General features: G+C 31.9%; 20 protein-coding genes and 1 pseudogene. 13 read left to right on the forward strand and 8 right to left on the reverse strand.

The genetic code is table 11. The annotated features are described in order from the left end of the window. The 4 genes and pseudogenes from SOR77_RS07335 to SOR77_RS07350 form a co-directional block, all read left to right on the forward strand. Positions 1-514: pseudogene (locus tag SOR77_RS07335) on the forward strand (recombinase family protein); the annotation flags it as partial. A 273-nt stretch (positions 515-787) separates the two neighbouring features. Then, complete coding sequence (locus SOR77_RS07340; RefSeq protein ID WP_320636483.1) at positions 788-961, forward strand: hypothetical protein; 174 nt, start codon at positions 788-790, stop codon at positions 959-961. Between the two features lie 69 nt (positions 962-1030). Continuing rightward, positions 1031-1207 carry a hypothetical protein gene (locus SOR77_RS07345; protein WP_320636484.1) on the forward strand — a complete coding sequence of 59 codons (177 nt, stop codon included), beginning with the start codon at positions 1031-1033 and terminating at the stop codon, positions 1205-1207. A gap of 609 nt (positions 1208-1816) precedes the next feature. Beyond that, positions 1817-2818, forward strand: a complete 1002-nt coding sequence (locus SOR77_RS07350; RefSeq protein WP_320636485.1) for a virulence RhuM family protein — start codon at positions 1817-1819, stop codon at positions 2816-2818. 274 nt (positions 2819-3092) lie between these two features. On the opposite strand, the gene SOR77_RS07355 is transcribed toward SOR77_RS07350, so the two are convergent. Further along, positions 3093-4064, reverse strand: coding sequence for an aromatic ring-hydroxylating dioxygenase subunit alpha (locus SOR77_RS07355; RefSeq protein WP_320636486.1), 972 nt, complete (start codon positions 4062-4064; stop codon positions 3093-3095). 462 nt (positions 4065-4526) lie between these two features. Here SOR77_RS07355 and SOR77_RS07360 point away from each other — a divergent pair, with 462 nt between their 5' ends. The 3 genes from SOR77_RS07360 to hpt all read left to right on the forward strand — a co-directional run bounded on the left by SOR77_RS07360 (position 4527) and on the right by hpt (position 7319). After that, positions 4527-5852 carry an FAD-containing oxidoreductase gene (locus SOR77_RS07360; RefSeq protein WP_320636487.1) on the forward strand — a complete coding sequence of 442 codons (1326 nt, stop codon included), beginning with the start codon at positions 4527-4529 and terminating at the stop codon, positions 5850-5852. Positions 5853-6108: 256 nt separating this feature from the next. Further along, the gene (locus tag SOR77_RS07365) at positions 6109-6591 is read left to right on the forward strand and encodes an NAD(P)H-dependent oxidoreductase subunit E (RefSeq protein WP_320636488.1); all 483 of its coding nucleotides are present in this window, start codon (positions 6109-6111) and stop codon (positions 6589-6591) included. A gap of 188 nt (positions 6592-6779) precedes the next feature. Further along, positions 6780-7319: a hypoxanthine phosphoribosyltransferase gene (gene hpt / locus SOR77_RS07370; RefSeq protein WP_320636489.1), complete on the forward strand. Its 540-nt coding sequence runs from the start codon at positions 6780-6782 to the stop codon at positions 7317-7319. A 74-nt stretch (positions 7320-7393) separates the two neighbouring features. Here hpt and SOR77_RS07375 read toward each other — a convergent pair whose 3' ends face one another. Both SOR77_RS07375 and SOR77_RS07380 read right to left on the reverse strand, forming a co-directional pair. Next, positions 7394-8152, reverse strand: a complete 759-nt coding sequence (locus SOR77_RS07375) for a DUF134 domain-containing protein (protein WP_320636490.1) — start codon at positions 8150-8152, stop codon at positions 7394-7396. Positions 8153-8366: 214 nt separating this feature from the next. Further along, on the reverse strand, positions 8367-9101 hold the full coding sequence (locus tag SOR77_RS07380) for a nucleoside phosphorylase (protein WP_320636501.1): 735 nt from the start codon (positions 9099-9101) through the stop codon (positions 8367-8369). Between the two features lie 462 nt (positions 9102-9563). Between SOR77_RS07380 and SOR77_RS07385 the strand changes: the two genes are divergently transcribed. Together SOR77_RS07385 and SOR77_RS07390 are read left to right on the forward strand one after the other, a co-directional pair. Beyond that, positions 9564-10343 (forward strand): ZIP family metal transporter, encoded by a 780-nt coding sequence (locus tag SOR77_RS07385; protein ID WP_320636491.1) that lies wholly within the window; start codon positions 9564-9566, stop codon positions 10341-10343. A 35-nt stretch (positions 10344-10378) separates the two neighbouring features. Beyond that, positions 10379-10561 carry a hypothetical protein gene (locus tag SOR77_RS07390; RefSeq protein WP_004820078.1) on the forward strand — a complete coding sequence of 61 codons (183 nt, stop codon included), beginning with the start codon at positions 10379-10381 and terminating at the stop codon, positions 10559-10561. Between the two features lie 44 nt (positions 10562-10605). Here SOR77_RS07390 and pepT read toward each other — a convergent pair whose 3' ends face one another. Then, a complete protein-coding gene (gene pepT, locus SOR77_RS07395) occupies positions 10606-11826 on the reverse strand; it encodes a peptidase T (RefSeq protein WP_320636492.1) in 1221 nt (406 codons plus the stop codon). Between the two features lie 83 nt (positions 11827-11909). Between pepT and yfcE the strand changes: the two genes are divergently transcribed. Next, positions 11910-12461, forward strand: coding sequence for a phosphodiesterase (yfcE, locus tag SOR77_RS07400; RefSeq protein ID WP_320636493.1), 552 nt, complete (start codon positions 11910-11912; stop codon positions 12459-12461). A 128-nt stretch (positions 12462-12589) separates the two neighbouring features. Then, positions 12590-13354 (forward strand): hypothetical protein, encoded by a 765-nt coding sequence (locus SOR77_RS07405; protein ID WP_320636494.1) that lies wholly within the window; start codon positions 12590-12592, stop codon positions 13352-13354. Positions 13355-13396: 42 nt separating this feature from the next. Here the strand turns inward: SOR77_RS07405 and SOR77_RS07410 are convergent, their stop codons facing one another. The 4 genes from SOR77_RS07410 to SOR77_RS07425 are packed head-to-tail and all read right to left on the reverse strand — an operon-like array spanning position 13397 to position 18028. Next, positions 13397-14239, reverse strand: coding sequence for a hypothetical protein (locus SOR77_RS07410; protein WP_320636495.1), 843 nt, complete (start codon positions 14237-14239; stop codon positions 13397-13399). Between the two features lies 1 nt (position 14240). Then, complete coding sequence (locus SOR77_RS07415; protein WP_320636496.1) at positions 14241-15575, reverse strand: hypothetical protein; 1335 nt, start codon at positions 15573-15575, stop codon at positions 14241-14243. Then, positions 15568-17346 (reverse strand): ATP-binding protein, encoded by a 1779-nt coding sequence (locus tag SOR77_RS07420; protein ID WP_320636497.1) that lies wholly within the window; start codon positions 17344-17346, stop codon positions 15568-15570. The genes SOR77_RS07415 and SOR77_RS07420 overlap by 8 nt, the downstream gene beginning before the upstream one ends. A gap of 1 nt (position 17347) precedes the next feature. Beyond that, positions 17348-18028 carry a response regulator gene (locus tag SOR77_RS07425; RefSeq protein ID WP_320636498.1) on the reverse strand — a complete coding sequence of 227 codons (681 nt, stop codon included), beginning with the start codon at positions 18026-18028 and terminating at the stop codon, positions 17348-17350. Positions 18029-18093: 65 nt separating this feature from the next. Between SOR77_RS07425 and SOR77_RS07430 the strand changes: the two genes are divergently transcribed. Both SOR77_RS07430 and SOR77_RS07435 read left to right on the forward strand, forming a co-directional pair. After that, positions 18094-18927 (forward strand): deoxyribonuclease IV, encoded by an 834-nt coding sequence (locus SOR77_RS07430; protein ID WP_320636499.1) that lies wholly within the window; start codon positions 18094-18096, stop codon positions 18925-18927. Next, positions 18924-19646 (forward strand): heparan-alpha-glucosaminide N-acetyltransferase, encoded by a 723-nt coding sequence (locus SOR77_RS07435; protein WP_320636500.1) that lies wholly within the window; start codon positions 18924-18926, stop codon positions 19644-19646. Before SOR77_RS07430 ends, SOR77_RS07435 begins: the two co-directional genes overlap by 4 nt. Positions 19647-19883 lie beyond the last annotated feature (237 nt).

A 19883-nucleotide genomic window follows, 5' to 3' on the forward strand; every position in this document is an offset into this window, starting at 1 on the left:
AATTGAAGAAAAAATCAATATTCAAATAGACACTAAAGAAATTGACGAAGTTATTAATAAGCACTTAGCGAAGATTAGGCAATTAACAGGTACAAAAGCATCACTAATTAATCAAATAGACTCTTTAAATTTTGAAGATAAACATTATGATAGAAAATATACTGATTTAAATCTCAGACTTGATGCACTATATGACCAGTTAGAATATGCAGAAATGCAGTTAAATGATAGCAGAAAAAGGAAAGAAGCAATCCTGGAAGAAAAAATAACCTCTGATAATATTTATAAAATTCTTGTTAATTTTAATAGCCTTTATACAGTCCTTTCAGATATCGACAAAAAGAGATTACTTAATGAATTTATAGAAGAAATTCAAATCTATGATGAAAAAACAGAAAAAAGCACTTGGATAAAATCAGTTGTTTTCAAGCTTCCGCTCATAGATTATGACATTGACTTTAGTTTGGATAATAAAGACAATGTCGAGACGGTAGTATTGATGTCAAGAAAATAAAAAAATTAAACACAAAAATTTGAAATTAGATCTTTTTTATACAATTGGAAGGAGATATAAAATACTTAAAGAAATATGTTTAAATGGTGGATTATTTCCGACTGAAGAAATAAAAGTACCAATCACATTAGAACAATATGTAAAGGAGATACAGTTTTTTATCAATAAAGGAATTTTAAATTTTCATATTCACTTTAGGGATTCTTATGGTAATGAATCGTTAGATGAAAATATAATCTCTCCTCAATTTAGATTTTTAAAGGGTAAATTCCTATGATAAATATTGGAATTGGGTCTCCATTACAAAATGGAATTAATTCAAAATCAAGAGAAGAGCTGATTTCAAACTGGTCAAATTTCAAACCTGATTTTATTTCTGTAAATCTTTCTGAAGAAGGTAGTATTAATTTAATTAATATACTTAAAGAGAAAGATATAAAAATTTAGTATGGAAATTTTTCACTAGAAGATGCAGAGATTTTTACAAATAATAAATTATATATCAACTGCTATAGAGTGTTACTAGAAATCATAGACGATAATAATAATCCTAAAACGAGTGTGGATGCCATAAAGGAAGCTAACGATTCAATAAACTACTTTCAAAAATTATGCTCTGACATAGAAATAATTTTACAGGGTGAAAATAAATATGGTTGGGATATTATTAAAATAGCTATGGAAAAGGTATAAATTATAGAATTGGATTAGAAGATACTACGATTGATGCCAAGGGTAAAATTTTAGAAACTAATATAGACCTATATAACTTCTATAGGTTCTTGATAAACCAATAGTAGGAAAGATCAAATAAATCATGCAATTTAGTGTAGCCTAATATTGATGTGACTCTGATAACTTGAACGATTTCATCTATAAAAAACAAAAACAATGAATATTAAACTGAAAGTATAGTGTGAGTATCAAACTATGCTAAATACAATAACTCAACTTGTATATGGCATGACTTTTTAAAATATTTTCATTCAATCCAAAACGGCAATGCTATTTCTAATTGAATGAAAGTTGTTGCAATTCTTTGGAACGAAGTGAGAGAATAGAACCATAGTAAAGTATATTCAAAAGAGCTTTTAAAATATGCAGATAAAATAAAAGAATATCGTAAATGAGTAAATTCTACATTATAGAAGGTGAATATTGAGTGTGCATGTTGTCGACTTTCTTAAAAGCATTAACAAATAAATAAGCGACTTATGTAGGAGATTTAATATAACATCATGAATAGAGTTCGAAAATAATCGTGAATGAGTAGTATGAATATAGAAGAGGAGCGTTTTAAATATGGATGGTGAGAGGTTGAATGGAGAAATTATCATTTATCAAAGTGAAGATGGATCTAGTAATCTTAAGGTAAAATTGGAAGATGAAACAGTATGGCTAACGCAAGCACAATTGGTTGAATTATTTCAAAGTAGTAAAGCTAATGTTAGTGAACATATAAAAAATATAATAAATGAAGGTGAATTGGATGAAGATTCAGTTGTTCGTAAATTCCGAACAACTGCCTCAGATGGAAAAAAATATCAGATAAAACACTATAATCTTGATATGATTATATCTCTAGGCTACCGAATTCAATCAAGAGTTGCCACTCATTTTAGGCGATGGGCTACGGAACGATTAAAAGAATACATCATAAAAGGTTTTATATTAGACGATGAGAGACTCAAGGGCCAAGGTGGAGGAAATTATTGGAAAGAACTTCTTGAGCGTATTCGTGATATTCGTTCCTCTGAAAAAGTGATGTATCGCCAAGTCTTAGATTTGTATGCGACCAGTGTTGATTATGATCCTAAAAGTAGAGAGTCAATTGCCTTTTTCAAAATAGTACAAAATAAATTACACTTTGCGGCACATGGTAATACAGCTGCTGAAGTGATTTATCAAAGAGCAGATGCTAGTAAGCCCTTCATGGGTCTAACCACCTTTTCAGGGACAATGCCAACTCTAAGGGAAACTCAGGTAGCGAAAAATTATTTAACGGAAGAAGAATTAAAGATTTTAAACAATCTTGTCTCTGGATATTTTGATTTTGCAGAAGTTCAAGCCATGAGGCACAATCCAATGCACATGGTTGATTATATTGAGCATCTCGACCTTGTGTTAAGTGTAACAGGTGAAAATCTTTTAAAATCCGCTGGTAAGATCAGCCATCAACAGGCTATAGAAAAAGCTGAAAAAGAGTATCGACAATATCAAAAAAATAACCTGTCTCCTGTGGAAGAAAGTTACCTTCAGACAATAAAAAAATTGGAAAAAGAAGCAAAAAAAGAAAGAGAATAAGTATTTTTAAAAGTCAACTTGTTCCCACACACGAGGCTTTTCTAAAATCTCAAAAGCCATTTTTCTATTTGAAAAATATCTTGTGGGAATATATCAATAGTAAAAATCGTAGGCGTGTGTAGGCAAGATAGATATTTATAGGGGAGTGAACGGGAAGGATATAAAATATAATTAATAGTCAAGTAATGAATTAGACAACAAAATAACCTCATATATCAAAATATAAAATAATGGACTTAGCTTTTTGAAATTAAATTCTTTAATAGTTAGTAAATTAGGAATGTTGAAGAGAATCTCTTAATTTTCTATATTCAATAATGGGTTTATCACCGTATATTAAATTTTCATTTGATTTTAAAGAAGAAGCCTTAGGTCTTTGAGTTTCAACAACCCTTTTGTCCTGCCTTTCAATAATTAAATTGGCAAATTTTCCAAAAAATCCAATAAATCTATTAATTAATTTAATGCCTGTGATCTTATTGTAGAAACGAAGATATAAAATTGTATTTTCATCATCAATTGGAGCAAAAAATATTAAAACCTTGATTTTATCTGCAATATTATTTAGCCATACATTTGGAAACTTAAATTTTAAAAAAGTGGATTTAATTTTACAGTCTTTGGATTTTTTAGGTGCTTGTCCCTCATCTACTTCATTATTTGCACTTGTAAGAATGGTTTTTTTGTCTTCCGATACGATAACCTTAGGTCCGTTGATAAGTGTTTTACCTCCAGCACCTATCGTGTTATGGTGAACAAAAGGTAGATGGACGACATCAAGTTGATTTTCAATCGCTCTTGAATAATGTGTATTCCAATGGTCTTTGAACTCTGAAAAAACAAAAGTCTTGTCTATTTCATCGTGGAAAGGAATATCATCGCTAGATTTATCTTTATCACCGTACCAGATGTAAATAATGTCATGCTTTTCTATGAGCTTAAAAAAACTTACATTATATCTAGTTAAATCACCTTGATTGTTAATCCCATTGGCAGGGATAAATTGACATTCACCTTCACCATTAAACTCTAAGCCATGAAAAGGGCATTGAATGTTGCAATTATTTACAACCTTACCCTTAGAAAGAGCAGCGCCTCTATGACTACACATATCCATTAAACAAGAAACTTCTCCCTTATTATCCCTATAGAAAACAAGATCCATTCCAAGTCTTCTAACGCCAACCAATTGATTCTTATTGACTTCACTTGAAGAAAGCGCGGCATACCATTGATTTTTTATCATATAAATACTCCTCACCTTACCGATTAAACATTTATTTATATTATACTATAAAAAGCATTTAAATTCCATTACTTGACAGGAAGCTCTAGTTATAAGTTCTCAAGAATACTATTATTTGAGGGTATTCTTTTATTAGAATCAGAAAATGAACTGTTAAGTTTAAAAAATTTGTAAGGGAAACTTGTTTAAACAGAAATGATTATTAAAGGAGCCACACATGTCAAATATTCATAATTTTTCCAATACAAAGATGGGGCTTTTATAGAAGAGTATGAGAAGACATTAGTCTTAAACAAATATTAAATAAATTTAGAATATAGAGAAATAAATTTTGTTAGAGTATAGAAAAATGAAAATGTGAAAATTTAAATAGTATAAAAGATATTATAAAAATTTAATTGAAATTTTGGGTATAATTACAAAATTATAAAAATAAAGTTACCAAGACAAGGGGGTAATACATTGAAAAATTATGATTTATTAGTGATTGGCTTTGGTAAAGCTGGAAAGACATTGGCTGCAAAATTTGCTAGCTTAGGTAAAAAAGTAGCACTTGTTGAAGAAAGCAACACTATGTATGGTGGAACTTGTATCAATATAGGATGTATACCTATAAAAACGCTTATCGTTTCTAGTGAAAAAGGCGATAAGTACGAAGTTGCAAAACAAAATCGTGATAATGTTGTAGAAAAACTTAGAGCAAAAAATTTTGCAGGGTTAAATAACAATCCTCAAGTCGATGTATATACAGCTAAAGCTAAATTTATAGAAGATAAAGTGATAGAAATATCTGCTAGTGGAGAAACTGAAAAACTCACAGCTGAAATTGTGGTAATTAATACTGGAACGGTTGCGAATGTATTAAATATACCGGGCTTAGAGACGTCAAAAAATGTTGTGGATAGTACAGAATTACAAAAATTAGAAACACTACCTAAAAATTTGGGGATCTTGGGAGCCGGAAATATAGGGTTGGAATTTGCATCGTTATATGCTAAATTTGGATCAAATGTGACAGTCTTGGACTCGACGCAAAATATTCTCGGACGTGAAGAGGTGGTAGTGGCAAATCTTGCAAAAGAATATTTAGAAGAGCAAGGGGTGAAATTTATCCTTGGAACTGAAACTTCAGAAATTTCTAACAACGGAGAAAAAGTAGTCGTTCATACAAAAGAGCATGGAACATTTGAGTTTGATGTCCTACTACACGCGACAGGGCGTAAGCCTAATGTGCAAAATTTGGGACTAGAAAATACTAATGTGGAATTAAGCGAACGTGGAGCTATAAATGTTGATGAACATTTAGAAACATCTGTAGACAATGTTTTTGCGGTTGGAGATGTAAACGGAGGATTGCAATTCACCTACACTTCTCTGGATGACTACAGAATATTGATTAGTTATTTATTGGGAGATAAATCTTATTCTCAAAAAGATAGAAAGAATGTTCCTTATACAATTTTCATATCTCCAACACTCTCTCATGTTGGCTTAACTGAAAAAGAAGCGCTTGAAGCAGGATATGAAGTTTTTTCAAAAGAATTACCGGTTGCAAATATGCCGCGAGGTGTTGTAAATGGAGATACTCGGGGGTTATTCAAATCAGTAGTTGATAAAAAGACAAATCTTATCTTAGGAGCTACTCTATTTGGTAAGAATTCCGAGGAATTAATTAACTTGATTAAAATGGCAATGGATAATAATATTCCATATACCTATATTCGTGACCAAGTATTCACGCATCCTACTATGGGGGAAAATTTAAACGACTTATTTAATTTTAATTAAGATATAGCATCTGCAAAAGTGGATGCTTTTTTCATGTCAAATTTTAAAAATAAATTGAAAAGAACAGATGATACTGAAGTGGGTTTTGAATTCGAAAATAAATGATAGAATTGGTATAATATAAGTTATATAGAATAAAAGTTATTTGTATTTTAATGATTTAATGAAACTTGAAAAATAAAAAAATACAAATTAGGAAGAATTTAAATGGATTTTGAATTTATTAAAATTTAAGGATTAAGTTATAGGTGATAATATGTGTGAAGATAGAAATGAAGAACTGAATTTTAAAGATATGTTAGAAGAAGCTGTGGGGAATTTTGGAGAGGGGAGTCAAGAAGGAGTTAAATTTGCAATTAAAAAATGCCAAGAGGACTTGGGCTGTGTATCGGTAAGTCATCAAAAGCAAATTGCAGAGGCATTTGAATTAGATGAAAAAATTATAAAGACTATAATAAAATTCATGCCATCGGTTAAAGAGTCGAAAGTGGAATATGAAATAATCTGTTGCACGGGAGCTAGGTGTGCGAAAAATGGCTCTATGGAAGTTTTAAAAGCAGTTAAAAACATAATAGGTATTGATTTTAGCAAAACAACCGAAGATGGAAAGATAAGCCTTAGGAGCCAAAATTGTTTTAAAAAATGTAAATTTGGTCCAAATATTATGATAAACGGTAAATTCTATCATCAAATGGATAAGGAAAAAGTACAGAAAGTTTTAGAAGATATAATAAAATAATATAAGATTTTATAGGGCAGATAACATATACAAGAGTTGAGAAGAACAAGAAAACGATGAGAAAAATGCAAAATAAACGCTTGTGAACCCCAAATATAGACTATGGAGAAAACAACAATAAAAAGGTATAATGTAAATTATAAAAATACATATCGTAAATATAAACAATGACACTTGAGGAGATAAAAATGGATATAGAAAAGAAAAAATGGGAAGTATTGTGTAGCGAAGGGAAATTAGAGCAAATAGCAAAAGAAGTTGGAGCAAAATTATCAGAAGATTATAAAGATAAAAATCTTTTAGTAATCTCTATTTTAAAAGGAGCATTATTCTTTACAGCAGAACTTACAAAAAATATAAAACCGGTTACAAAAATAGATTTTATGATGACATCAAGCTACGGAGATGGCGAAATTAACACAGGCAGTGTAAAAATAATAAAAGACATAGATTATGACCTAGACGAATACGATGTATTAGTTGTAGATGATATATTAGATACCGGAATAACCATGGAATTTTTAATAGACCATCTAAAAAAGAAAAATCCAAAATCTATAAAAACTTGTGTAATGTTCAATAAACAAGAAAGAAGAAAAGCAGAAATCACAGCTGATTATATAGGGATGGAAATAGAAGACAAATTCCTGGTTGGATATGGACTTGATTTCAAAGACAGATACAGAAATATACCTTACGTATTCTGTGTGTTAGATGAAGATAGATAAATTAAGGCTCTATGTCAAGTATTTGGGAGACTTGTTAACTTGAGTCTCCCTTTATATGTAAAAATCAACATATATTAGTGACAACACCCTCCATCATCTCCATGACAACTGCATCCATGTGAGTTTACATGGTCGTGTTCACAGTTTTCTTGATTGTGATCATGATGTCCGCTACAATTACAAGTTGGTTCAGATGCAGATACTAATTTACCTTCAGTAAATGCATTTGCAAAATCATCAGCTAAGCCGCGTGCTCCTGCATAGATATCAATATTAGCTGATAACAATGCTTTTACAGCTCCATCGCCAATTCCACCACAGATTAAAACGTCAACTTCGTTTGTTTGTAGAAAACCTGCTATGGCACCATGTCCTTCGCCTTGAGTTTCAATTATAGTAGAATTATTTATCACTCCATTTTCGATGTCATAAACTTTAAATTTTTCGGTATGACCAAAGTGTTGGAAAATTTCACCATTTTCATAAGGGATTGCTACTCTCATAATATCTTTTCCTTTCTTGTTACATAATGTATAAACGGAGGTTTTTTTTACTTTACAATTTCCGCCGTTGATTTCTAATTTCTTGCCTCCAATAATTGATTCGGCAATTTTTTTTCTTGCTCTATTGTACATAGAAGTAACTGTAGTTCTGGAAACACCCATTTGTTCAGCGCAGTCAACTTGACTTAGCGAGAAGTAATCTATCAAGCGTATGGTTTCAAGTTCGTCTAAAGCTAACTCAACTACCTCTTCTTTTGCATCGCTTAAAGGAGCAAAACTCCAGTAATCTGGATATTGACAGATTTGCCTACATCTTTTAGGCCTTGGCATTTCAAACACCTCATTTCTGACATATGTCAATTATAATTTATAACAATTAGATTTATTTGTCAATAAAATTATTAGATTATTGAATATCTCTAGCGATGTTTATAGAGGAATTTAACAAGTTAAGGCTCATTGATACCTTTGGAAAGTTAGTTAAACTTGATATTTTAATTTATGATTTCTAAGTTTCTTAAAACCAAAACTTTTTAGCAATTGTTTAAATTGTACTTGCACTATCAAGTATAATAAGATTTTTTATTGCTTCGATTGCAACGTTAATCGTTTCTTCATTCATAAAATCATATGCACAAATAGAACCTGCTCTTACACCGCGAATAGAAGAAATTACAAATAGGGTGGATGATTCCATTTCTGTTGCAACTGCATTGGCTCTTTGCCAAACACGCCATTTTGATTTTAATTCTTCGTCTATAGGCATACTTTCCGGATCAATCTCGCCGTAAAATGATTCTTTTGAATGTCCAATTCCTGGCAGAAAATTATATTTTAGTGTTTGGGTTGCTTTTATCAAAGCGTTGATAACATCGATGCTGGCAACTGCTGGATATTCAGCTGGAACATAGGATTTAGAAGTTCCTTCGTCACGTATAGCACTTGTAAAAATTGCGCCTATGTATTTATTATCTTGGCTTTTTTCTCCGACTCTTCCACTTGTTCCAACTCTAATAAAAGTATGCGCTCCGCAATGAATTAATTCTTCAACGGCGATAGCAGTCGATGGGCCTCCCATACCTGTACTTACAACGGATACTTTTTTATCATTTAGCATTCCCGTCCAAACACGAAGTTCTCTATTTTGCCCTATAAGCTTAGAATTATCAAGTTTTTGGGCAATTAAGTTTGTTCTTTCTGGATCACCGGGTAATAAAACATATTTACCGATATCTTTTGAGGTACAATTTAAATGGAATTGCTTTCCGTCTTTATTTATACATCTTTGCTTTTTAACATATTTTTCTCCTTAATATTTTCAATAGTTTATTTAAAATGTTTATTATAAATATAATTTTAATTATATTATACACGCTTTTATTTAGATGTATAATAAAACTTATTTTATGTATTTCAAAAAATAGTGCGGATAATTTTGTATAGGAATTTTTCTAATTAATTTACCGGGAGATTCTATTGTTCGCAGCTTAAAATAAATTTAAATGAAACTTTCATATTATGAACACTCTTGGGATGTTATGTTCTATTTAGTATTTTATATATTTTGTTCAGTTATATTTTAGTAAATTGTTGAAGTAGAAGTTTCTATAGATTAGTTTAGTGATGCTTATAATTATAACTGGTAGTAATATAATTTTATCTAATTTTATTAAATCTATTAAGAATTAAAATAAATGGGTATAATTAATAAAATTTTAGTTTGCTAATTTGTGGAGTATATATGAATTTAGAAGTTTTGCAGGGAATTTTAATACCATTTTTAGGCACGAGTTTGGGTGCGGCAATGGTATTTTTTATGAGAAATAAAATATCTTTTGGAGTGCAAAAGATTTTGACGGGGTTTGCTGCTGGAGTTATGGTGGCGGCATCTTTTTGGAGTTTATTGTTACCGGCAATAGATTCTTCGGGGCAATTAGGAAAGCTTGCATTTTTGCCAGCAGCAGTTGGTTTTGCGGTAGGTGTCGGATTTTTACTTTTGTTGGATGAAATAACTCCTCATATGCACTTTAATAACGATGAAGAGGGAGTAGAGAGCAAGTTAAAGAGAACTACTAAGTTGATTTTAGCTGTCACATTACACAACATTCCGGAAGGCATGGCAGTTGGAGTGGTATATGCCGGTTGGATGGCTGGTAGTGCTGGTGTGAGTAGGGCGGCGGCCCTTACTTTGGCACTTGGGATAGCTATTCAAAATTTCCCTGAGGGAGCAGTGGTTTCAATGCCGTTAAGAGCTGAGGGAATGTCTAAATGGAAGACTTTTATTTATGGAGTTTTGTCTGGAATAGTTGAACCCATAGCTTCTATATTCACGATACTTGCGGCTAGCATGGTAGTTCCTGTTTTGCCATATTTTTTGGCTTTTGCTGCAGGTGCTATGATGTATGTTGTGGTTGAGGAATTAATACCTGAGATGTCTGAGGGTGAACATTCTAACAAGGGAACTATTTCTTTTGCTGCCGGTTTTATATTGATGATGATTTTAGATGTTGCTCTTGGGTAAAAATATACCGTATTTTGAGAAAGTGAGTGGTAAAGATGGAAATTAAAGAACAAATTTTACAAGCTATGAGACAAGCCGGAAAGCCTATGAATGCAACAGAGGTTTCAAAGGCAACCGGTCTTGAAAAAGCTGATGTTGATAAGGCATTTAAGGCTCTTAAAAAGGAAGAGGCAATTGTATCTCCTGTTCGTTGCAAGTGGGAACCGGCTGATAAATAAGTTTAAAGGTAGTATTTCGATTTGAAGTACTACCTTTTTTAGCGCTATTTATTTGCAAGATTTTTGATAAATGTAATCAAAAATTCTTTTGATTTTTCCATGTGTTGTATTGGAATGTATTCGTATTTACCGTGGAAGTTCATTCCGCCTGTGAAGATGTTAGGTGTTGGAAGCCCCATCCAAGACAATCTACTTCCGTCTGTACCGCCACGGATTGGTTCTATAATAGGAGTTACATCAATTGATTCTAAAGTGCTTATTGCAAGGTTTACTATATCCATGTGAGGTTCTATCTTCTCCCTCATATTTCTATAGGAATCTTTGAATAAAACAGTTACTCTCTCTCCATATTTTTTATTTAAGAATTCAACTGCATGGGATAGTATATTCTTCATATTTTGAATTTCTTCATAGTCAAAGCTTCTTAAAATATAATCCATTTCAGCTTTTTCTACTGTGCCTGTCAATTCGTCTAAGTGGTAAAAAGCTTCGTATCCTTCTGTGAATTGTGGTCTTTGGTTTGCTGGGAGCATACAGTCTAGTTCCATTGCTAGGCTAAGTGCATTTATCATCTTATTTTTTGCAGTTCCTGGATGTACACTTTCGCCGCTAATAGATATTTTAGCACTTATCGCATTAAAACATTCGTATTGAATTTCACCTAATCTACCGCCGTCAATTGTAAGTGCAAAGTCGGCTCCGAATTTCTCTACGTCAAATTTCTCTACACCTTGTCCAATTTCTTCATCAGGCGTGAAAGCTATTCTAATTTTTCCGTGGGGGATTTCCGGGTGGTTTTTAAGATGCAATATGCTATCCATAATTATTGCTATTCCTGCTTTGTCATCTGCTCCAAGAAGAGTTGTACCATCAGTTACAATTAAATCTAATCCTACTACACTATTTAAAGCTGGAAATTTTTCAGGGCTTAAAATAATATTTTCTTTTTCATTTAAAATTATATCTTTTCCGTCATAATTTCTTATTATTTTAGGATTTACATTTGTGCCTGTCATTGCGGGGGCAGTATCCATGTGGGCAAGTAGCCCTAAGGTTGGGATTTCTCTATCTGTGTTTGATTCAAGAGTTGCAGTAACGTATCCGTATTTATCTAAATCGATATCTGATAGGCACATTTCGTTACATTGGTCTACCAATAGATTTGCAAGGTCGAATTGTTTTTTAGAACTTGGAAATGTTGCTGACTCCGGTTCTGATTTAGTATCAATTTTTACATATTCTATAAGTCGTTCACTGATATTCATAATAGCCTCCTTTAGTTGTTTATTTTAAGAATACTCTTGGGGTATACTAAAGTCAAACGAGTATTTTATTTAGAGGAGATTTTATGAAGATAGGTTTTATTTCAGACACACATGGATATTTAGAAGATACCAAGAAAGCTCTTTGCATTTTGAATGGCTGTGATAGGATTTTGCATTTAGGAGATGTACTTGCACCGGGACCGAGAAATGGAATTAATCCGGGGTATGATGCCAAAGCATTGGCAGAGATATTTGCCGGAAGAGATGATATTTTTATGGTGAAGGGCAATTGTGATGCTGATGTAGATGAGCAGATAATGGATAGGGAATTTTTAGACAATGTTGAGGTGTTTTTAGAGTGGGGAGATTTAAAGATATTTGCACTCCATGGCTACAGAGAAAGTATTGAAGAGAGAGTAGAAAATGCCAAAAAGTTAGGTGCTGATATTGTAGTAGTTGGGCACATGCATATAAAAAGATTTGAAAAGATAAAAGGCATAATATATATGTGTCCTGGCAGTCCAACCCTTCCCAAAGATGGTAGCAAGTCTGTGGTTATATATGAAGATGGAATTTTTAATTTTTATAATGTAGATACATCAGAGATTATTAGTTCATATAAAATTGGAGATTAAATTTAATTTAAAATTTTGAAGAGATAGAGAAAAGGAGAATAAATTTCTATTGGGTATAGATTTATCAATGAATGAAATTTTAATAAATGATAGTTTTGGAATTTATTTCCGAATTTAAGAGGTGTGTTATGAATAATTTAAAGAAGAAGTCGTTGATAAATTTACTGCTTTATGTAGTGATGGTTATTATAAATTACATGGGAGCTAAGGGTATGATTAATGGATTAGCTCAAAAAGATGTATCTGAGATGTACACCACAATTGTAACTCCGGCGGGATATGCTTTTAGTATTTGGGGGATAATATATATTCTTTTATTTGTGAGCGTGGTAGCTTTGTTTACAAATGCTGAAAAATCAGGATATAGAGAAATAGTTGAAAAGATAAGTCCCGCGTTTTGGTTGAGTTGTATTTTTAATATACTATGGATATTTTCATTTTCAATGGTTTGGATAGAGGTTTCAATGATTATGATTTTTGGACTTGCATTTACATTGATTAAGATTTTATTTGAACTTAAAAAAATTAATTTAAAAGGAGTTAAATTATTATATCCAATAACTTTTGGAATTTATGGAGGATGGATTAGTATAGCAAATGCACCAAATTTAGCTGCTGTAATGATAAGAGTTGCGGGTAGAATGGGTGTAGATGATATAGTTGGTGGTTTAGTATTGGTTTCGATTTTTAGTTTAATAATTTTAGCTATAGGATTTAAATTAAAAAATTCGGTATATATGCTACCGGTAGCGTGGGCACTTGTTGCAATAAGATTTAAGCTGGTAAGCTTGGGTTCTGATTTTCCAACTCATATATTGGTTGTAATAGCGCTAATATTTATAGCGGCGAGCGGTTATGTATTTGTGAGTAAAAGAAGAATATTGACAAATTAAATATTGAATATAATAAGTGTTGTCGTTTATTTTTGACAACACTTACTTTGATTCTATTTCTGTACTTTCTCCATCTGAGAATTGAATTCTCCAAGCAGCTATTGCTTTTCCCTCTGTGGCTTTGGTTATATCTTCTACATAACCTTGTTCTTCAGGGTCGAAGTAGTAACATTCTTCTATTCGAGTGATAGTTTTTGAATACATCTCAGGTTCGGATAGGAGAGTAAGTAAGGCCCTTGGAGCTGAGTGCATATGGACTATACTGGTTGATTTGTCTATTACATTTAGCCAAAGTCTATCCATTGATACGACAGTATCTCCTTTTATTATGAAGTTGGCAAATGATCTCTCTAGTATTACACCTTCAAACTCTTTTGCAAATTTAAGTTCTGTTTGACCGTTAGAAGAGTTTGAATACACTAACAACATATTTGAAACATCAAAGTTTCTATCCAATAAAAATTTCTTTGCAACGTCTTCAGCTTTTAATTTGGACTTAGTAGATATTTTGGGATTTACATTTTCGTAAATTAGTCTACGGGTGTTTAATACGCTTAAAATTTCATCGGCATAAGTTATTTGAGTAAAGCTGCTGTTTGGATCTTGAAACTTTCCTCTACTGGCAAAAAATCTTTCGTTTAAATCAAGTTTAGAGTAGGAATCAAATTCCACTCTCAAGGATGGCAAACTGATTTTTGTCCTTGGAATTTTCGAATGTATATTTATTCCCTTTTCAAGTAGCCTTGAATTGACTTGTTTGATAAAAGTGTACGATGTAGTTCTATCCTGAATTATAAATGAACGGAGAATTATCATTCCAAAGAGCAGGATATTAGTTGTTATCAACGCGATTATCAATATTTTTTTTGCTTTATACCAATCCATACTATTTCTCCATTAAAAGGCGTCCGGATTCCATAGAAAAGAACAACCTTCTGTTGTTATATTTGATAAATATTGAATGTTTAAGTTCTGCCTGATCATGAGAGGTGTTGTCTATATAAGCGACTCCTATATCAGAGATGTTTTTTAAAACTTCTTCAAAAGGCTCGTTAAAAACTGTTAAGGAAGTTTTTATTGTACGCTCTAAACCGGCGAATTTGACTTTTTCCGGCAATGGCGATTCACTTACAGATTTTCGGTAGTTTTGTTTGAAATAAGTAATGGTATCGCCGTAAGATTCGATTTCTATATAGTAGGGGTTTTTAGTGTCATTAATTATAACCGGGATGGAGTCTTCATAAAGATTAAAAGAAAATCTATATCCAAGATTGCCGTTATTTTCTATAGGTGTTATTTGAGAAATATATATTCCTGCATTGCCAACTTTGTTTGAAATAAAGGAAATAGAATTTTTAAGAGAAGTATGCAGATTTCGTGTCTTAGACTCCGGTACATTTAAGTTTTTATATTCTATTATTCCGTTGGTGTAAAGAGTTAGATATTCATTTCCATAGATAAGACTTCTACTGTTATCTTGAACTATATCCCTAATGTGCTCTTCATTTTGATTTAGAAATCTTGTCGCTAAATTATTGACATAAGATTCATCTGACATCAAACTTTTAAGATCATTTGAATATTTAACAGTCTTTAATAAGTAGCTATTTTGATTCGGAAGATAAATATTTTTTTCAACATTGTATAGTTCGTTTAAATTTTTATATTCAGGCAAAGACTCCCCGGCAAGTGCTGAAAGTGTAAAGTCTATTGTAGTATTTTTGTCAAATCTATAGTGATTAGTTCCATCACTAACTATTATAAATTCTCTGGACAGATAGATTTCTTTTATGAGAATAGGAGAGTCGTTTGAATCGGATTTTCCAATTAAGTTTACAATTATGGATAAGTCTACCGGTGAAGAGTAGAAGAAAACTAAAGATGGGAGATCTTGTAGTTTTAAATATTCTTGTAATGAAATGACTTGTCCATTTTTAGTGTTTGAATTGGAAAAAATTTCGTATATTGATTGGCGATAAGTGTTGTATATATCGTCAAAGTCATATACGGCATGGTGTTGGCCGTTGTAGTTAGCGACCATTTTTTGTGGCTTTAAAAGTTCCTTAAATAAATCATTGGTCGCATAATCAGTGTCTTCTATTTTTGTGGTAGGTAAGTGGGATTTTTTTAAGTCAACCCACAGTATGTTTGATAGGAACAATGTCAAACCGGCCAATGCGATCAGTATTATATTTAGTATATATTCATGCTCTCTATTCATTGTGCACCACACTCTTAAACTTTAAGACAACTTCTGTTCCGAAGTTATATTTTGAATTTATCTCTATACTCCCACCCATAGTTTCAATCAGTTCCTTAGCTATAGAAAGTCCAAGTCCGGTTCCACCCATAGCCCGACTTCTACCTTTTTCAACTCTGTAAAATCTTTCGAATATTCTATTCAAATCTTCTTTTGGAATTCCTATTCCATTGTCTTTTACAGTAATTTTTAAGAAATTATCTAAGTTTTGGCAACTTATTTTAATTTTTCCATTAGGTTTAGTGTATTTTATTGCATTGGATATTATATTCATAATAATCTGTTCAGTTGAGTGAACATCTGAGTATATGTCGTTTATATCCATTGGAATATCTAAGGTTATGTTGTGAGACTTTTCTTTTATCATAACGTCAAGACTCTCTAGGACGTGGCTTATTAAATCGTAGGTATCTATTGGTTCAAATACAAAATTGTTTGCGCCGTAGTCTATATTTGAAAGTTGCAACAAGTCTGATACCAACCTTCCCATTCTGTTACTTTCACGGTTTATTGTTCCGACAAAGTGTTTAATGTCTTCATAATCCATTTCTGAGTCCAAGATTGTCTCTGAATAGCTTTTTACAGTTGTTATAGGTGTTTTAAGTTCGTGGCTGACATTTGCAACAAACTCTTTACGCATGATTTCAAGGTTGTGTTCTTTTGTCATATCTTGGAATACGACTATAAGACCTTGATTACTTTTCTCCCTTCTAAAAGGAGCGTATTTAAGTTTATAAAATCTGTCGAGAATTTCAATTTCACCGTCGCCGACTAATGTTGAAAAGTTATTGTAGTCTATATTTGAAATGTTCAAATTAGCTAAGTCGATTTTTTCGCCATTGCTATTGTTTAAATTCAATATTCTTCTTGCGGTTGGGTTTGCATGGATTAGAAATCCATTTTTATCTATTGCAATTACACCCTCTTGCATATAGTTAAAGATTGTATTTAGTTTGCCCTTTTCGATTTCCATTTGTTCGATTGTAATTTTTAGCTCCTGTGTTAAATAGTTAAACATAGAACCTAAATTACCGATTTCATCGTTTGATTTTATATCTACTTTTTGATTAAAATCGCCTTTTGCCATCAATTTTGCCTTTTTAGTCAAGTCACTTATAGGACCTGTGATTGAATTTGCTAAGAAGTATCCAAGTGTTATGGTTATTATGAGACCGATTCCGGTTGCATAAGTAAGAATACTGCGTGCGTTATCTATTACATCGTATACACCATTTAGATTTTCTGTCATGTACAAAACGCCCATAACTTTACCTTCTGATGAAAAGATAGGTTTCGATATATGCTTTTCGTGCAAATTCGAATTTTCATCGAATATAACTCGTTGTCCTTCTGAACCTGAAATTGAATTTATGACCAAGTCGGGTTCTATAGTCTCGTTGGATATGGCAAGTGACATTAAATCTACATTCTTTGATGCGGCAATTATAAGCGGATTTTCTTCAGATGTTATTGCATACATGGATTGATTTGAAGGGAATCTCCAACTTATAAACGTGTTGATTATTTGGTCTTGATTTGAGAGCCAATTTTCAGTAGTCAGATAGTTTGAAGTTGTGACAATTGAATTCAGGGTTGAGTTCATATTTTCAGTGACGTTTTGAAGTTGAGCACTTTCAAGTCTATTTATGATAAATGCTCCGACAATTGACATACATACTAATACTAGTAGGAAGTAAATTGTAATAAATCTATATTTTATACTGCTGAGCATTTTATCCTCCGAAGTAGTATCCTACTCCACGTTTAGTAAGGATATATTTGTAGTCTTTGCCATCTTCTATTTTTTCTCTAAGACGTCTAACGGTTACGTCGACAGTCCTTATGTCTCCGTAGTATTCATAGTCCCAAACTTTATCCAACAATTCTTCGCGTGAAAAAACTTGTCCCGGATTTTTAGCTAAGAATTTTAAAAGCTCAAATTCACGAAGTGTGAGGTCTATAATTTCTCCGTCTTTTTTTATTTCGTATTTATCTATGTTGATTTCAAGACCTTCTGAATTGATATGTGCTGTTTCGGTTTGAACCTCTATATTTCTACGTCTCAAAATAGCTTTCACTCTAGCGGTCAACTCTCTCATTGAGAAGGGTTTTACAACATAATCATCTGCTCCAAGTTCTAAGCCGAGTATTTTATCAACTTCTTCTTCTTTTGCGGTGAGTATAATAACGGGGATATTTGATGTTTTTCTGAGTTCAGTTAAAACTGAAAATCCGTCCATTATAGGCATCATTATGTCAAGTATTATAAGGTCGAAAGTTTCTTCTGCAACTCTTTCAAGACACTCTTTACCATCATAGGCAGTTTTAGTTTCATATCCGTCTTTTTTTAAGTTGTACTCTATTATATCTGCGATTGAATGTTCATCATCAACTATTAAAATTTTTCCAAACATAAGCGCCTCCTAATTTGCATTATATCAGATAAATAAAAACTTTTAAAATTGTGTATAATATCAACATGGATAAATTTATTATAGGTTCACATCAATCTTTTACAAAAGGATTTAACGGTTTGTATAAAAGTATGAAAGAACAAAACGGAAACACTTTTCAATTTTTTATGAGAAACCCTCGTGGGTCAAAGAGAAAGGAGTTTGACCGAGAAGATGCGGATAAGCTCATAGAAAATATGCAGGGAGATGTGCCGATTATGTTGGTGCACGCTCCGTACACGCTAAATCCTTGCTCGAATAAGGACTATGTAAAAGAATTTGCAAGAGATGTGTTAAGAGAAGACATAGAAAGATTAGAGTACTTTGGCAAACATCTTTACAATTTTCATCCGGGATCTCATCTTGGACAGGGCACAGAAGTTGGAATAAATATAATATCTGATTTGTTAAATGAAATATTACATGAAGATATGCAAACAACAGTCCTACTTGAAACCATGGCTGGCAAGGGAACGGAAATAGGAAGGAATTTTGAAGAACTCGCGATGATTATTGAACGAGTAAACTTAAAAGATAAACTTGGAATATGTATGGACACTTGTCATATTCACGAAGGCGGGTATGATATTGTAAATGATTTAGATGGAGTGTTAGAAGAGTTTGATAAAATAATAGGATTAGAAAGATTAAAAGCAATACATTTAAATGATTCAAAAAATCCAATTGGAGCACACAAGGATAGACATGAGGAAATAGGCAAGGGGCACATAGGACTTGAGGCAATAAGAAGAATAATAAATCATAAGAAACTTCGCGCACTACCTTTTTATTTGGAAACTCCTTTGGATAATGAAGGGCACAAGATAGAAATTGAATTGCTTAGGAGTATGAGAGAGTGAAAAGAAATCACATATTGGATTCGTATAGAGGATTTACAGTAATTTCCATGATATTATTTCATCTGTTTTACGATATAAATTTATTTAAACAAATACCTTGGTATGAAAACTTTCTAATAAATAGTGTCTGGCAGATATCAATTGCAGCGTCTTTTTTTATAATATCAGGAGTTACTTCAAGCTTATTAGATAGAAGGAAGAATATAAAGAGGGGGATAATTTTAAATACAATTGGTCTGCTAATAACTTTGGTAACTTATTTTTTTGCAAGAGAGATAATGATAATATTCGGAGTTATGAATGGACTTGGAATGTGCATGTTAATAACAGGATTGATTCAGGATAAAATAAAAAATTTGAACACAAATATATGGTCAACTTTAATGTTAATTCTATATATATGTACTTATAATATTCAAAGTGGAACAGTACTATTCGGAAAGATAGAAATTAATGAAAAACTATATAATTTAAATTTATTTCCCCTAGGACTTCCTTCTTTAAATTTTACTTCTGAAGATTATTTTGGATTTATACCGTGGATATTTATATATCTATTTGGTTTTTTTATTGGAAGAAAATTAGTAGAGAATAACTTTTATGGAAAATATGGGAAAGATAATATTCTATCTGAAATAGGTAAAAGAAGTTTAGCCATCTATGTTTTGCACCAGCCGCTTTTGTATTTATTAGTTATATGGATTTTTGAAAAAATATAAAAAATTTTTAGAATCTTATAAATAAAATGTCTGCAAGCCGGTAAAAACACAGGGTTTCAAACAATTGAAAATTTACTAAAAAAAGTATTGACAGGTGTGTGGAATTTTGGCATAATATACAAGTTGCCTCGTGAGAGCAACACTCTTGAAAAAACTTTAAAAAGAATTAAAAAAAGTTCTTGACAAAGGAAACTGAAAGAGTTATACTAAATAAGCTGTCTCTTAAAAAGGGAGAGC

The sequence above is a fragment of the Peptoniphilus sp. genome (genome assembly GCF_034090345.1).
Taxonomy (GTDB): Bacteria; Bacillota; Clostridia; order Tissierellales; family Peptoniphilaceae; genus Peptoniphilus.

Bases quoted from the DNA above. Each gene is read 5' to 3' on its own strand.
- SOR77_RS07340 (WP_320636483.1), top strand. From the start codon at position 788: ATGATAAATATTGGAATTGGGTCTCCATTACAAAATGGAATTAATTCA.
- SOR77_RS07350 (WP_320636485.1), top strand. From the start codon at position 1,817: ATGGATGGTGAGAGGTTGAATGGAGAAATTATCATTTATCAAAGTGAA.
- SOR77_RS07355 (WP_320636486.1), bottom strand. From the start codon at position 4,064: ATGATAAAAAATCAATGGTATGCCGCGCTTTCTTCAAGTGAAGTCAAT.
- SOR77_RS07365 (WP_320636488.1), top strand. From the start codon at position 6,109: ATGTGTGAAGATAGAAATGAAGAACTGAATTTTAAAGATATGTTAGAA.
- hpt (WP_320636489.1), top strand. From the start codon at position 6,780: ATGGATATAGAAAAGAAAAAATGGGAAGTATTGTGTAGCGAAGGGAAA.
- SOR77_RS07375 (WP_320636490.1), bottom strand. From the start codon at position 8,152: ATGCCAAGGCCTAAAAGATGTAGGCAAATCTGTCAATATCCAGATTAC.
- SOR77_RS07385 (WP_320636491.1), top strand. From the start codon at position 9,564: ATGAATTTAGAAGTTTTGCAGGGAATTTTAATACCATTTTTAGGCACG.
- SOR77_RS07390 (WP_004820078.1), top strand. From the start codon at position 10,379: ATGGAAATTAAAGAACAAATTTTACAAGCTATGAGACAAGCCGGAAAG.
- pepT (WP_320636492.1), bottom strand. From the start codon at position 11,826: ATGAATATCAGTGAACGACTTATAGAATATGTAAAAATTGATACTAAA.
- yfcE (WP_320636493.1), top strand. From the start codon at position 11,910: ATGAAGATAGGTTTTATTTCAGACACACATGGATATTTAGAAGATACC.
- SOR77_RS07405 (WP_320636494.1), top strand. From the start codon at position 12,590: ATGAATAATTTAAAGAAGAAGTCGTTGATAAATTTACTGCTTTATGTA.
- SOR77_RS07410 (WP_320636495.1), bottom strand. From the start codon at position 14,239: ATGGATTGGTATAAAGCAAAAAAAATATTGATAATCGCGTTGATAACA.
- SOR77_RS07415 (WP_320636496.1), bottom strand. From the start codon at position 15,575: ATGAATAGAGAGCATGAATATATACTAAATATAATACTGATCGCATTG.
- SOR77_RS07420 (WP_320636497.1), bottom strand. From the start codon at position 17,346: ATGCTCAGCAGTATAAAATATAGATTTATTACAATTTACTTCCTACTA.
- SOR77_RS07425 (WP_320636498.1), bottom strand. From the start codon at position 18,028: ATGTTTGGAAAAATTTTAATAGTTGATGATGAACATTCAATCGCAGAT.
- SOR77_RS07430 (WP_320636499.1), top strand. From the start codon at position 18,094: ATGGATAAATTTATTATAGGTTCACATCAATCTTTTACAAAAGGATTT.